The organism is Polaromonas sp., from assembly GCF_039932935.1.
In the GTDB taxonomy this organism is placed as follows: Bacteria; Pseudomonadota; Gammaproteobacteria; order Burkholderiales; family Burkholderiaceae_C; genus Polaromonas.
In genome coordinates, this window is the sequence record NZ_JBDTPB010000142.1 from 16,006 (window position 1) to 30,075 (window position 14,070).

Consider the following 14,070-nt stretch of genomic DNA (forward strand, 5'->3'; position numbering starts at 1 on the left):
CCGCTATAGACCCGATATAGATCCGAATACCCCCGCTGCACCGCGGGACTAGCGGCGCGGCGCCATGGGTATTTTGCTTTTGACACCAAAATTTCGGCCATGACTCAAACCCCACCCGTTTCGCTCTCCGACTTTCCCATTACCCGGAAATGGCCCGCCCAGCATCCTGAGCGCCTTCAGCTGTATTCGCTGCCCACGCCCAACGGGGTCAAGGTGTCGATCATGCTGGAAGAGTGCGGCCTGCCCTATGAGCCCCACCTCGTGGACTTTGCCAGCAACGACCAGATGTCGCCGGCTTTTCTGTCGCTCAACCCCAACAACAAAATCCCGGCCATCATTGACCCCAACGGGCCCGGCGGCAAGCCGCTGGGGCTGTTCGAGTCGGGCGCGATCCTGATTTACCTGGCCGAAAAGACCGGGAAATTTTTGCCTGCAGATGCAGCCGCCCGCTATGAAACCCTCCAGTGGTTGATGTTCCAGATGGGCGGCATCGGCCCGATGTTTGGCCAGCTCGGCTTTTTCCACAAGTTCGCCGGCAAGGACTATGAAGACAAGCGCCCACGTGACCGGTATGTGACCGAATCCAGCCGTCTGTTGGGGGTGCTGAACCAGCGGCTCGAGGGTCGCGACTGGATCATGGGCAAGGACTACACCATTGCCGACATCGCCACCTTCGGCTGGGTGCGCAACCTGATCGGCTTTTATGAAGCGGGTGACCTGGTGGAAATCAAGAACTTCCCCCACGTGACACGCGTACTAGCAGCTTTTGTGGCGCGCCCTGCAGTCGTCAAGGGCCTGGGGATACCCGAGCGCGGCTGACCGCCGCAGCGCATCAGAGGTGCCTAGGCCACTGCAGTGGCTGGCCCGTAACAGCCAAATTGGCTATCATGACCGCCATGTCCGCCAAGCCAAACCCCTCCCCGGAATTGACGACAACTGACCGCTTTCGCCTGCTGGTGGATGCGGTTCAAGACTACGGCATTTTCATGCTCGACACCACGGGCCATGTGGCCTCGTGGAACACCGGCGCACAGCGCATGAAACAGTACCGGCCGGATGAAATCATCGGCAAGCATTTTTCGGTCTTTTACCCACCAGACGCTGTTGCGGCCGGCTGGCCGGACGAGGAACTGCGGCGTGCGGAACAGGCGGGGCGCTTTGAAGAAGAAGGCTGGCGCCTACGCAAGGACGGCACCCGCTTCTGGGCCAACGTCGTCATCACGGCCCTCAAGAACCCCGACGGGGAACTGACGGGATTCGGCAAGGTGACACGCGACCTGACCGAGCGCCGTGCCCATGAAGAGGCCCTGCGCGAAAGCGAGCAGCACTTCAGGCTGATGATAGAGGGGGTCAGGGACTACGCGATTTTCATGCTCAGCCCCGACGGCGTGATTGAAAGCTGGAACAGGGGTGCGCAACTCATCAAGGGTTACAGCGCCAGCGAAGTCATCGGCAAGCATTTCAGCCTGTTTTACCGCCCTGAAGACCTTCAGGCAGGCAAGCCCGAAGCCGAACTCAAATTGGCCCTGGCGCAAGGCCGCGCCGAGGAAGAAGGCTGGCGCGTGCGCCGGGACGGTTCGGTGTTCTGGGCCAATGTCGTGATCGCGCCGGTCTATGACGCGGGCCGGCAGCTGCGCGGCTTTGTCAAAGTCACCCGCGACATGACGGAAAGGCGGCGCCTGTACGAACTGGAAAAGTCCAGCAAGCGCATGAGCGAGTTTCTGGCCATGCTGGCGCACGAGCTGCGCAACCCCCTTGCACCGATCCGCAACGCCATCACCATCCTGCAGCTGGAGCCCTCTCCGAGCCCGCTGGTTCGCAGCAGCCGCGACATGATAGACCGGCAGCTCTCGCACATGACCCGCCTGGTGGACGACCTGCTGGACGTCGGCCGGCTCACCACCGGCAAGATCCGCTTCAAGGCGGAACAGGTGTCTTACAACCAGGTGGTGGCCCGTTCCCTGGAGGCCGTGCGGCCTCTGCTCGACGCCAGGCGCCACAGCCTCACCACGGACATTCCAGACGCCGCCATACTGGCTCAGGGCGACGCCACGCGGCTCGCGCAGGTACTGCAAAACCTGTTGATCAACGCAGCGAAATTCACGCCCGAAGCAGGCCGGATTGAACTGAAGGTCTGGCTGGAGGGCACGCAGCTTTACACCTCGGTTCGCGACAACGGGCTCGGCATGTCGCCGGAGGCCCTTTCCCAGGTGTTTGAGCTGTTCTCACAAGGCGATGCGCAAACCGCGGCCCGGGAGAGCGGGCTGGGCATCGGGCTAACGCTGGCTCGGTCGCTGGTTGAAATGCACGGCGGCACCTTGCAGGCTGAAAGCGAAGGCGCCGGCCGCGGCAGCACTTTCACGTTCTTCCTGCCGAACGCGCAGATCGCAGCCCAAGGCGCAGACGATACCGATGCCGGGTCGGCCCCCATGATCCTGGTGGTGGACGACAACCGCGACGCCGCCAACAGCCTGGCGGAAATCCTGCGGCTGATGGACTGCCAGGTCAAAGTCGCCTACGACGGCCTCGCTGCGCTGGAACTCTTTCGCCAGCAAACACCCCAGGCCATCTTGCTGGACCTTGGCATGCCGGGCATGAACGGCTACGAAGTGCTGGCAGCGATGCGCTCTTTGCATGGCGGCGAGCAGGTCACGGTGGCCGCCCTGACCGGCTTCGGGACGGACGAGGACAAAAAACGCGCCCTGGACGCCGGCTTTGACGAGCACCTCACCAAGCCGCTGGATCTGGCCGTTCTGCAGACTTTTCTGCAAACTGCGGGCGTGATGACGGTGTAAGGGCCGCAGCCCCTGCTTTTTTATAATAAAAGTGCCCGCAGCCCAATAGCATCGTGCGCAAGCAGCTATTGAATTAATAGCATTCGTCACCCCATCCGCGCCAGTACATCACCCCGGCACGCCCTTGGTTGCCGCGCTGCCAGGCCGATTGGGCTGCCAGCACTGCGGATCTTCGCGGCGGTGGGTGTATAACCAGAGCCCTCGGTCCCGCGCCGTTCCCCAACTGCGCGCGGCTGACCCCTTTCAAACAAAGCCGGGCGCATGGCGCCACGACACACAAGGAAGACCAAACATGGGCGCGCAGTGGAAAGCAAAAGGCAAGGAATTGGCCGCGAATGCCAAAGGCAAGGTATTCGGCAAGCTGGCCAAGGAAATCATGGTGGCCGCGCGCAGTGGGGCCGACCCCGCCTCGAACGCCCGGCTGCGGCTGGTGGTGGAGCAGGCACGCAAGGTTTCCATGCCCAAGGACACGCTGGAGCGTGCCATCAAAAAAGGCGCCGGCCTCACCGGCGATGCGGTTCATTTTGAACACGTGATCTACGAAGGTTTTGCGCCGCACCGCGTGCCGCTCATGGTCGAATGCCTGACCGACAACCTGAACCGCACGGCATCCGAAGTGCGCGTGCTGTTTCGCAAGGGGCAGCTGGGCACCTCGGGCTCGGTGTCCTGGGACTTTGACCATGTGGGCATGATTGAAGCCGAATCTGCGGCAGCAGGGGCCGACCCCGAGCTGGCCGCCATTGAGGCCGGCGCGCAGGACTTTGAGCCGGGCGAAGAAGAAGGCACAACGATGTTTCTGACCGACGCCACCGACCTGGACCTGGTGAGCCGCGCATTGCCGGCCCAGGGTTTCACCGTGTTGTCGGCCAAGCTGGGCTACAAGGCCAAGAACCCGATCGACCCGGCTTCGCTGAGCGCTGCCGATATGGAAGAAGTTGAAGCATTTCTCGCCGCCATCGACGCGAACGATGACGTGCAGAATATTTTTGCGGGCCTGGGCGGCTAAGCACAGGGCACCCATGGTGCATGGCTCAACGCCATCCGCGCCGGTTGACGCCGTGAACGCAAAAAGCCCGCTTTCAATGGTGAAAGCGGGCTTTTTTATTGACTTTCAGGGATCAAAACACCCTGCAGCCCAATAGCAACGAGCGCAAACAGCTATCAAATCTATAGCGCCTGCAACGCGGCTTACTGGGACGCAGCCTCAAACCTGAACACCCCCGGATCGCGAATCGGGTCGACATCCACTGGTATCGTGCTCTTGGGCGGAAAGCGCCCTTCAAGCAGCAGCTTGGACAGCGGATTTTCAATGCGCTGCTGGATCGCGCGCTTGAGTGGCCGGGCGCCAAAGACCGGGTCAAACCCGACCTTGGCCAGCTCGGCAATCGCCGCTTCCGACACTTCCATCGTGAGGTCCATCTTCTGCAGGCGCGCCATGAGCACCTTGAGCTGGATGCGGGCGATAGACTCGATGTTTTTCGCGTCGAGCGAATGGAACACCACGGTCTCATCGATGCGGTTCAGGAATTCGGGCCGGAAGTAGTTCTTCAGCTCGCCCTCCACCGCCTCCTTGACGTCCTCATAAGGCTGGCCCACCATGGACTGGATGATGGGCGAACCGATATTGCTGGTCATCACGATCACTGTGTTCTTGAAGTCCACAGTGCGGCCCTGGCCGTCGGTCAGGCGGCCGTCGTCCAGCACCTGCAGCAGCACATTGAAAACATCGGGGTGGGCCTTTTCGACTTCGTCGAGCAGCAGCACGCTGTACGGTTTGCGGCGCACGGCTTCGGTCAGGTAACCGCCCTCTTCGTACCCCACGTAGCCGGGAGGTGCGCCAATCAGGCGGGCCACGGAATGCTTTTCCATGAACTCGCTCATGTCGACGCGGATCAGGTGGTCTTCGCTGTCGAACAGGAACCCTGCCAGCGCCTTGCACAGCTCGGTCTTGCCGACGCCGGTGGGGCCCAGAAACAGGAACGAGCCGGTCGGCCGGTTCGGATCCGACAGGCCCGAACGCGAGCGGCGGATGGCATTGGCCACCGCGCCAATGGCTTCGTCCTGGCCGACCACGCGCTCGTGCAGCTTGCCTTCCATGAGCAGCAGCTTGTCGCGCTCGCCCTGCATGAGCTTGCTGACGGGAATGCCGGTGGCACGCGCCACGACTTCGGCGATTTCTTCGGCGCCGACCTGGGTCCGCAGCAATGTGGGTGCGTTGGACTTGCCCTTGCTGGCTTCGCTAGCCTGCGCTTCTTTCAGGCGTTTTTCGAGCTCCGGCAGCTTGCCGTACTGCAACTCGGCGACCTTGTTGAAGTCGCCCTTGCGGGTGAACTCCTCAATCTGGAAGCGGATGCGGTCGACCTCTTCCATTACGTCCTTGGAACCGAGGGCCTGGGCTTTTTCCGCCTGCCAGATTTCGTCGAGGTCGGAGATTTCTTTCTGCAGCTTGGTGATCTCTTCTTCAATGAGGCCAAAGCGTTTTTGCGAGGACTCGTCTTTTTCGCGGCGCACGGCTTCGCGCTCGATCTGCAGCTGGATCAGCCGGCGGTCGAGCTTGTCCATGACCTCGGGCTTGGAGTCCATCTCGATCTTGATCTTGGCCGCAGCTTCATCGATCAGGTCAATGGCCTTGTCGGGGAGGAAGCGGTCGGTGATGTAGCGGTGGCTCAGTTCGGCCGCAGCCACGATGGCGGGGTCGGTGATCTGCACGCCATGGTGCACTTCGTACTTTTCCTGCAGGCCGCGCAGGATCGCGATGGTGGCCTCCACCGTCGGCTCGCCCACCAGGATTTTCTGGAAGCGGCGCTCGAGGGCGGCGTCTTTTTCAATGTATTTGCGGTATTCGTCCAGCGTGGTGGCGCCCACGCAGTGCAGCTCGCCGCGAGCCAGCGCAGGCTTGAGCATGTTGCCGGCGTCCATGGCGCCTTCTGCCTTGCCGGCGCCCACCATGGTGTGCAGCTCGTCGATAAAGACAATGGTCTGGCCTTCGTCCTTGGCCAGCTCGCTGAGCACGGTTTTCAGGCGCTCTTCAAACTCGCCGCGGAACTTGGCACCGGCCAGCAATGCGGCCATGTCGAGCGACAGCACACGCTTGCCTTTGAGCGAGTCGGGCACCTCGCCAGCCACGATGCGCTGGGCCAGGCCTTCGACGATGGCGGTCTTGCCGACGCCGGGCTCACCGATCAGCACCGGGTTGTTCTTGGTGCGGCGCTGCAGCACCTGGATGGCACGGCGGATTTCATCGTCGCGGCCGATGACCGGGTCAAGCTTGCCCAGCCGGGCGCGCTCGGTCAGGTCCATGCAGTATTTTTTGAGAGCTTCGCGCTGGCCTTCGGCATCGGCGCTATTCACGCCTTGCCCGCCCCGCACGGCGTCTATCGCGGCTTCCAGCGCCTTGCGGGTCAGGCCGTTTTCCTTGGCCAGGCGGCCCACGTCGGCTTTGCTGTCGGCCACAGCCAGCAAGAAAAGCTCACCCGCGATGAACTGGTCATTGCGCTTGATCGCCTCTTTTTCGGTGGCCTGCAGCAGTTTGGCCAGCTCGGAGCCGACCTGGATCTGGTCCTGGCCCTGCACCTGTGGCAGCTTCTTGACAGCGGCATCAGCCGCCTGCGAGAGGCCACCCACATTGACGCCGGCTTTTTCCAGCAAGGCGCGCGGCCCGTCTTCCTGGCGCAGCATGGCGGCCAAGAGGTGCACCGGCTCGATATAACCGTTGTCGTTGCCCAGCGCGAGGGACTGCGCGTCGCTCAGGGCTTCCTGGAACTTGGTGGTAAGTTTGTCTTGTCGCATTGAATTGGCTCCGCAATGGCTCCCAAGGAGCGGTTATCGCCGAGTTTGGGGCTTTTGCGGCCCTTTTCAAGTCATCAATGGCACCCAGGGCAGGTCATTGGGCTTTGGTTGATGTGCATCAACCCGCAGCAGGCGTCAGGCGTTGGTGGCGCCTATACCCCATTTCGCCAGCGCTGCGTCATCGCTGACGCGGGCATCGACCCAGCGGGCGCCCTGCGCCGTTTCTTCTTTTTTCCAGAACGGCGCCTGGGTCTTCAGATAGTCCATCAGGAACTCGCAAGCCTTGAAGCTTTCGCCGCGATGAGCCGACACCACCGCCACCATGACGACCTGGTCCAGCGGCTGCAACAGGCCTACCCGGTGAATCACGCGGGCACCAAAAATGTCAAAGCGCGACAGGGCCTCGTCGATCATGGCCTCGATTGCCTTCTCGGTCATGCCCGGGTAGTGCTCCAGCTCCATAGAAAGCACGTCACCTTGCGGGGCCGCCGAACGCAGCGAAGGGCCGCCCCGAGCAAGTTCAGCCCCCTCGGGGGGCAGCGCAGCACACGCAGTGGCAAGCGTGGGGGTCATGTTCCGGTCACGAACGGTACCCGTAAAGGTGCAGACGGCCCCTACCCGCTTGTCGTTCGCGCGCAGTGCGGCAACCTCGTCGGCGAGGTTGAAGTCATCGGTGGTGATCAGGACGCGGGGCGGGTACATGGTTGTGATTTTGCCACTGGGGCGGTACAGAACGGGCTGATCGCATGGCAAAAACCCTTGCCTCGGGTAATATGAAAGCTATGTTCGGTCGCACCACGTTCTCCAACACCCTCGCGCTGCATTGCGCGGATGTGGCCGGACTGTGCGCCAGCAAATCGAAAAAACCGTTGCTCATTTGACCGGAGCTGCGGTTCCGTCGTCGAATGAGCGATGGAACCGCCGGTTACTTCTCAAAGTCTTTTGCGGACACCTCCTTCTCTTGTTCTGATGACGGCCTTCCAAGCCGGTCAGTTTTTTGGGATGTGTCTTCATGCAAACAGCGCTTAATGCCAATCAGGCCAATCAGGCCAATCAGGATTTTTCGGGGCTCTGGATCCCGCTTGTCACCCCGTTTGCCCGGGGAAAAGTCGACTACCCCTCGTTGACGCGCCTGGTGGCCCACTACCGCGCCAGCGGCATCGCCGGGCTGGTGGTGTGCGGCTCCACCGGCGAAGCGGCAGCCCTGAGCGACGACGAGCAGCTTGAGGTACTGCAAACCGTGATGGCCGAGGCAAGTGGCTTGCTGGTGATCATGGGGGTGTCGGGCTACCACCTGGGTAAAACAGCCGCGCGCATTCAGGCCCTGTCCAAGCTGGACATTGCGGGCATCTTGTTGCCTGCGCCCAGCTATATCCGGCCCTCCCAGGCGGGCCTGATCGAGTGGTTTACCACCCTTGCTGATGCCAGCGCCGTGCCGATTATTCTTTACGACATCCCTTACCGCACAGGCAGCAAGATGGAACTTGAAACCATCCGGGCGCTGGCAACGCACCCGCGAATTCAGGCGCTGAAGGATTGCGGCGGCGACCCGGCCAAAACACAGAGCCTTATCACCGATGGCCGGCTGCAGGTGCTGGCGGGTGAGGACGCGAACATCTTCACCACCACGGCAGCGGGCGGCCGCGGCGCGATTGCAGCCGCGGCGCATTTGCATACGGAGCGCTTTGTGGAAGTCGTGCAGCGCATCCGGGCGGGCGACTTGGCCGGAGCCGAGGCTTTATGGGGACCGCTGCCACCGCTGATAGAAGGCCTGTTTACGGAACCCAATCCGGGACCGCTCAAAGCATTGCTGGCGCGGCGAGGTTTGCTGCGTGACGAGTTGCGCAGCCCGATGACGCGGGCGTCTGCGGCGCTGGTGGAACGGCTTGAGAGGCTGGACGCCGCGCTCGCCTGATCCGGCGAAGATCAGCCGCCGGTGACGGGCGGAAAGAACGCCACTTCGCAGCCCTCAGTGAGGAGGGCTGTTTCGTCGCTCATGACCTGGTTGAGCGCCATGCGCACAGACTTGCCTCGGGCAAGCGCCGCGGCGTGTGCAGGTGTGGCGGCCAGGAGTTCGTCGCGCAGCGCTGCCAGCGTGATGGTGGAGGTGTCGCGCACCTCACTGCCCTGCCCTATGGCTTCACGGATGGAGGCGAAGTATTTGACGGTGATCTTCATGGCAGCCTCACAACAACAACGCGGAAAACGGAATGAACTGCACAGTGTCGCCATGCGCAATCACCTGACCGGCGGGGTTGTCGATGAGGCCGTCGCCCCACACCGCCGAGGTCAACACGCCCGAGCTCTGGTTGGCAAACAAGTCCAGCCCACCGGCGGCGTTGCACCTGGCACGTAAAAACTCGCGGCGTTTGTCGGCTTTGGGCCAGTCAAAGTGCGCCGGCATGGCGACGGGGCTGACCGCGGTTTCGCGCGCGCCCTGCAAGCGCAGCAGAAAAGGCCGCACCAGCACCAGGAAGGTCACGAAACTGGAAACCGGGTTGCCAGGCAGGCCGATGAAATGCGCCGCACCCACTTTGCCGTAGGCAAAGGGCTTGCCCGGCTTCATGGCAATTTGCCAGAGGTTGAGCTCGCCCAGGGTTTGCACCGCAGGCTTGATGTGGTCTTCTTCCCCGACGGAAACTCCGCCGCTGGTAAGGATCAGGTCGTGCTGCGCGCTGGCGCCCTGAAGGGCTGCAACGGTGGCGTCGAGTCTGTCGGGCACGATGCCCAGATCGGTCACGGTGCAGCCCAGCCTTAGCAGCAGCGCACGCAAAAAGAAACGGTTGGAGTTGTAGATGGCGCCGGGCTTCATGTCGGCCGGCGCGACCTGGCCGGGCATGACGAGTTCGTCACCGGTGGAAAACAGCGCCACGCGCACGCGGGGGGCAACCTGCAGCTTGTCGAAGCCGATGCTGGCGGCAAGGCCGAGCGAGGCCGGCGTCAGGCGCTCCCCACGGTGCAGCACCACTGCGCCGGCTGCCACGTCTTCCCCGCGGCGGCGAATCCATTGCCCGGCTTGGGGCTGGACCTTGATGCGCACACCAGCGTGGGCCTGGCCCTCGGTAGCGTCCACTGCGTCGCAATCTTCCTGCATCACCACGGCGTCAGCCCCGGGAGGAATAGGCGCGCCGGTAAAAATGCGCGCCGCGCTATTCGCTGCCAGCGCATGGCCGCTGCTGCCGGCTGGAATGCGCTGATTGACCTGCAGTACGCCGCCTTCGACCCAGTCGGCGGTGCGCAGGGCATAGCCGTCCATGGAGCTGTTGTCGTGCGCCGGTACATCGAGGCTGGAGGTCAGGTCCTGCGCCAGCACCCGGCCATCGGCGTCAAAAGTGGAAATCGTCTCAGGACCGGGCAACGGCGCGGCGCGAGCCAGCAACTCGCCAAGCGCCACGTCAAGCGGCTTCAGGTGTGCTCGGGCGGGCGGTGCAGAGGCCGCAGAGGCTGCACTGGTCGGCGTTGTAGAGGGTGTACCCATGGTCCAGGTGTCGGTGGCAGAAGGAGGACGTACCGAGCAAGAAGGCCAGGCCGGTCAACCAGCCGCGAAGCGATCTTCAAATGAATAGCTGAATCGGTCCTGATTGTTCACCAGGTACTCTGCCACGGCATCGGCATCGCCCAAATCCAGCACCGGGCGCAAGGTTGCTTCGGGCAGCTGGTCGGGTGCATCAGTGGCGATGGCGACGATGAAGTCGTCCTCCATGTAGAGCGCGGGCTTGCCGGGATAGTCGGCCGAGGGGGCGCGCCAGACTTCCACCTTGAGCAGGTCGCTGCTCTTGAAGCCTTCGACCAGCACCCAGTCCACGCCGCCATACAACTCGGCAATCAGCTGGTGCACCGTGAGTTCCGACGGCTTTTCAAACTCGCGCATCAGTGCAAGGCGGTTCTGCGAAGCCACCACGACTTCAAAAGCGCCAGCCTGGCGGTGACGGAAGGTGTCCTTGCCGGGGTGGTCGATGTCGAACTTGTGGTGGGCATGCTTGACCACCGACACGCGCAAGCCGCGAGCCTTCAGCGCCGGGATCAGCTTTTCGACCAGCGTGGTCTTGCCTGAACCGGAATACCCCGCAAATGCGACCACATTCATGATGAAACTCTCACAGATGAAAAGAGAAAAAGGCCATGGTGCTATTAAAAATATAGCTGCTTGCGCCCGACAGACAAGGGCTACAAGCCGTTTTAATGCACATTATCGGCAATGTAGCGCTTGATCACGGCGGCATCGGCCGGCAGCACCTTGACGCGTTTCGGCAAGGCCTCAATGCCTTCAAACTTTGCGGGCCGCGCAGGCAACTGGCCCAGGGCCTCCTCGATGGTGGCGGCGAACTTGATGGGCAGTGCGGTTTCCAGCACGATCATCGGCACGCCAGCTTGAAGCTGCTCACGCGCCACCTTCACGCCGTCGGCGGTGTGGGTATCGATCATGGTGCCAAAACGCTTGTAGATGTCGCGGATAGTGGCCAGCCGGTCGGCATGGGTGCTCTTGCCGCTGACAAAACCGTAGCGCTGCGCAGCCGACTTGAAGGCGGCCTCGGCGCTCAGGTCAAAGTAGCCCTGGCTGCCCAACTGGTCATGGAACAAGGCCTTGGTCTTGTCGCCGTCGCGGCCCAGCAGGTCAAACACAAAGCGCTCGAAGTTGGAGGCCTTGGAAATGTCCATGGAGGGGCTGGAGGTTTCATGCGTGTCGGCGCTGCCGCGCACGCGGTAGATACCGGTGCGGAAGAACTCATCGAGTACGTCGTTTTCGTTGGTGGCGACGACAAGCTTGCCGATGGGCAGACCCATCATGCGGGCGACATGGCCCGCGCAGACATTGCCGAAGTTGCCTGACGGCACTGTGAAGTTGACCTTCTCGGTGTTGTTGCTCGTGGCCTGGAAATAACCGGCGAAGTAATACACCACTTGCGCCATCAAGCGAGCCCAGTTGATGGAGTTGACCGTGCCAATCTTGTACTGACGCTTGAAGGCCAAATCGTTGGACACGGCCTTGACGATGTCCTGGCAGTCGTCAAACACGCCGTCGACGGCGATGTTGTGGATGTTTTCGTCCTGCAGGCTGAACATTTGCGCCTGCTGGAAGGGGCTCATGCGGCCATTGGGCGAGGTCATGAAAACCCGCACGCCCTTTTTGCCGCGCATGGCGTATTCGGCTGCGCTGCCGGTGTCGCCGCTGGTGGCGCCCAGGATGTTGAGCTCTTCGCCGCGGCGCGCCAGTTCGTATTCGAACAGGTTGCCCAGCAACTGCATGGCCATGTCCTTGAAGGCCAGCGTGGGGCCGTTGGACAGGGCTTCGAGGTACAAATCCGTTCGTGCTGAGCCTGTCGAAGCATCTTCGAGTTTTTTCAGCGGAACGATTTCGCGGCTGCCGAACACTTCTTCGGTGTAGGTCTTGCTGCAGATGGCTTTCAGGTCGGCCGCGGGAATGTCGTCGACATACAGCGAGAGGATTTCGAACGCCAGGTCGGCGTACGAGAGGCCGCGCCACTTCTGCAGCGTGGTGGCATCCACTTGAGGATATTGCTCGGGCAGGTAAAGACCGCCGTCAGGCGCCAGGCCTTCGAGCAGGATTTCGCAAAAACGTTTGCGGTCGGCGTGACCGCGAGTGGAAACGTAGTGCATCAGGCCAGCTCCTCCTTGCGGATGCGCGTGATGGGCGCCAGCACGGTGGGCAAAGCTTGCATTTGCGCCAATGCGTTGTTCATCTTGGCTTCCTGGCAGTCGTGCGTCAGGATGATGAGGTCGGTGTGGGTCGAACCCTCGCCGCCCACTTCATCGGCTTCACGCTGCAGGACGGCGTCGATGCTGATGCCTGCTGCGGCCAGGATGCCGGTGACCTTGGCCAGCACGCCGGCTTCGTCGGCGACTTTGAGGCGCAGGTAGTAGCTGGTGACCACATCGGACATCGGCACGACGGGCAGGTCGCTCATCGCGTCGGGCTGGAAGGCCAGGTGCGGCACGCGGTGCTCGGGGTCTGCGGTGTGCAGGCGGGCGATGTCCACGAGATCGGCGATCACGGCGCTGGCGGTGGGCTCGCTGCCCGCGCCCTTGCCGTAGTACAGCGTGGTGCCGACGGCATCACCCTGCACCACTACGGCGTTCATCGCGCCTTCGACATTGGCGATCAGACGTTTGGCCGGCACCAGGCTCGGGTGCACGCGCAACTCAATGCCGTTGGCCGCGCGCTTGGTGATGCCCAGCAGCTTGATGCGGTAGCCGAGTTGCTCGGCATAGCGGATGTCTTGCGCGGCGAGGCCGGTGATGCCTTCGACGTAAGCTTTGTCGAACTGCACCGGAATGCCGAAAGCGATGGCGGACATCAGGGTGACTTTGTGGCCGGCGTCCACACCTTCGATATCGAAGGTGGGGTCGGCTTCGGCGTAGCCCAGGCGCTGTGCCTCTTTCAGCACGACGTCAAAGTCCAGGCCCTTGTCACGCATCTCGGACAGGATGAAGTTGGTGGTGCCGTTGATGATGCCCGCGATCCACTGAATGCTGTTGGCGGTGAGGCCTTCGCGCAACGCCTTGATGATGGGGATGCCGCCGGCCACAGCGGCTTCAAACGCGACCATCACGCCCTTACGGTGGGCGGCTGCAAAAATCTCGGTGCCGTGCACGGCCAGCAGCGCCTTGTTGGCGGTGACCACATGCTTGCCGGCTTCGATGGCTTCAAGCACCAGCTGCTTGGCAATGCCGTAGCCGCCTATGAGTTCGATCACGATGTCGACATCAGGACTGGTGACGACCTTGCGGGCGTCGTCGACCACCTGCACGCCCGCACCCACAGCGGCTTTTGCGCGAGCTACGTCCAGGTCGGCCACCATGGTGATTTCAATACCGCGGCCTGCGCGGCGGCGGATTTCTTCCTGATTGCGCTGCAATACGTTGTAGGTGCCGCTGCCCACGGTGCCAATGCCAAGAAGGCCTACCCGGATCGGGCTCAAATTCGTCGGTTTCATAGTGGCTGAGGTCTTGCTTTACGTTGATCTTGGTGCTTGCCACCCCAAAAAGGGGCGCGGAAAGAGAGGGGCAGGGAGGCCGAAAATGCAGGGTCAAGTTCGGTTGTTGCGGTAGCTCTCAAGGAACTTCGCAATGCGGCCGATGGCTTCGCGCAGGTCTTCTTCATGCGGCAGGAAGACGATGCGAAAGTGGTCTGGCTCAGGCCAGTTGAAGCCTGTGCCCTGCACCAGCATGACCTTGGTCTCTTTCAGGAGTTCAAGGAAAAACTGGCGATCGTCCTTGATCGGGTAGACCTTGGGATCGAGCCTTGGAAACATGTAAAGCGCGGCGCTGGGTTTGACGCAGGTGACGCCCGGGATCGCGGTGATCAGCTCGTACGCCAGGTCACGCTGGCGGCGCAGACGGCCGCCTTCGCCGGTAAGGTCGTTGATGCTCTGGTAGCCGCCCAGTGCGGTCTGGATGGCCCACTGGCCGGGCACGTTGGAGCACAGCTTCATGTTGGCCAGCATGTTCAGGCCTTCGATGTAGT

The 14,070-nt window shown here is 62.2% G+C and carries 13 protein-coding genes; 5 read left to right on the plus strand and 8 right to left on the minus strand.

All coding sequences use genetic code 11. The features are described 5' to 3' along the window. Positions 1-99 precede the first annotated feature (99 nt). The 3 genes from ABI546_RS21250 (at position 100) to ABI546_RS21260 (ending at position 3,801) form a co-directional block, all read left to right on the plus strand. On the plus strand, positions 100-819 hold the full coding sequence (locus ABI546_RS21250) for a glutathione S-transferase N-terminal domain-containing protein (RefSeq protein WP_348049974.1): 720 nt from the start codon (positions 100-102) through the stop codon (positions 817-819). Between the two features lie 77 nt (positions 820-896). Further along, entirely contained in the window at positions 897-2,795 is a 1,899-nt protein-coding gene (locus ABI546_RS21255; RefSeq protein ID WP_348049975.1) for a PAS domain S-box protein, read from the plus strand. A gap of 292 nt (positions 2,796-3,087) precedes the next feature. After that, complete coding sequence (locus tag ABI546_RS21260) at positions 3,088-3,801, plus strand: YebC/PmpR family DNA-binding transcriptional regulator (protein WP_348049977.1); 714 nt, start codon at positions 3,088-3,090, stop codon at positions 3,799-3,801. 182 nt (positions 3,802-3,983) lie between these two features. Here ABI546_RS21260 and clpB read toward each other — a convergent pair whose 3' ends face one another. After that, on the minus strand, positions 3,984-6,584 hold the full coding sequence (gene clpB / locus ABI546_RS21265; RefSeq protein WP_348049979.1) for an ATP-dependent chaperone ClpB: 2,601 nt from the start codon (positions 6,582-6,584) through the stop codon (positions 3,984-3,986). 135 nt (positions 6,585-6,719) lie between these two features. Further along, positions 6,720-7,286: a molybdenum cofactor biosynthesis protein MoaE gene (locus ABI546_RS21270; protein WP_348049981.1), complete on the minus strand. Its 567-nt coding sequence runs from the start codon at positions 7,284-7,286 to the stop codon at positions 6,720-6,722. Positions 7,287-7,330: 44 nt separating this feature from the next. Between ABI546_RS21270 and ABI546_RS21275 the strand changes: the two genes are divergently transcribed. Both ABI546_RS21275 and dapA read left to right on the plus strand, forming a co-directional pair. Beyond that, on the plus strand, positions 7,331-7,465 hold the full coding sequence (locus tag ABI546_RS21275) for a hypothetical protein (RefSeq protein ID WP_348049983.1): 135 nt from the start codon (positions 7,331-7,333) through the stop codon (positions 7,463-7,465). A gap of 131 nt (positions 7,466-7,596) precedes the next feature. Continuing rightward, positions 7,597-8,499, plus strand: a complete 903-nt coding sequence (gene dapA / locus ABI546_RS21280) for a 4-hydroxy-tetrahydrodipicolinate synthase (protein WP_348049985.1) — start codon at positions 7,597-7,599, stop codon at positions 8,497-8,499. Positions 8,500-8,510: 11 nt separating this feature from the next. Here the strand turns inward: dapA and ABI546_RS21285 are convergent, their stop codons facing one another. The 6 genes from ABI546_RS21285 to ABI546_RS21310 all read right to left on the minus strand — a co-directional run. Next, positions 8,511-8,762 (minus strand): MoaD/ThiS family protein, encoded by a 252-nt coding sequence (locus tag ABI546_RS21285; protein ID WP_348049987.1) that lies wholly within the window; start codon positions 8,760-8,762, stop codon positions 8,511-8,513. A 7-nt stretch (positions 8,763-8,769) separates the two neighbouring features. Further along, positions 8,770-10,062: a gephyrin-like molybdotransferase Glp gene (gene glp / locus ABI546_RS21290; protein ID WP_348049989.1), complete on the minus strand. Its 1,293-nt coding sequence runs from the start codon at positions 10,060-10,062 to the stop codon at positions 8,770-8,772. Between the two features lie 54 nt (positions 10,063-10,116). Next, the gene (mobB, locus tag ABI546_RS21295) at positions 10,117-10,671 is read right to left on the minus strand and encodes a molybdopterin-guanine dinucleotide biosynthesis protein B (RefSeq protein ID WP_348049991.1); all 555 of its coding nucleotides are present in this window, start codon (positions 10,669-10,671) and stop codon (positions 10,117-10,119) included. A 92-nt stretch (positions 10,672-10,763) separates the two neighbouring features. Beyond that, positions 10,764-12,203 (minus strand): threonine synthase, encoded by a 1,440-nt coding sequence (thrC, locus tag ABI546_RS21300; protein WP_348049993.1) that lies wholly within the window; start codon positions 12,201-12,203, stop codon positions 10,764-10,766. Then, positions 12,203-13,525, minus strand: a complete 1,323-nt coding sequence (locus ABI546_RS21305; protein WP_348049999.1) for a homoserine dehydrogenase — start codon at positions 13,523-13,525, stop codon at positions 12,203-12,205. The genes thrC and ABI546_RS21305 overlap by 1 nt, the downstream gene beginning before the upstream one ends. A 108-nt stretch (positions 13,526-13,633) precedes the next feature. Next, a partial coding sequence (locus ABI546_RS21310) for an aminotransferase class I/II-fold pyridoxal phosphate-dependent enzyme (RefSeq protein ID WP_348049995.1) occupies positions 13,634-14,070 on the minus strand: 437 nt, incomplete at its 5' end.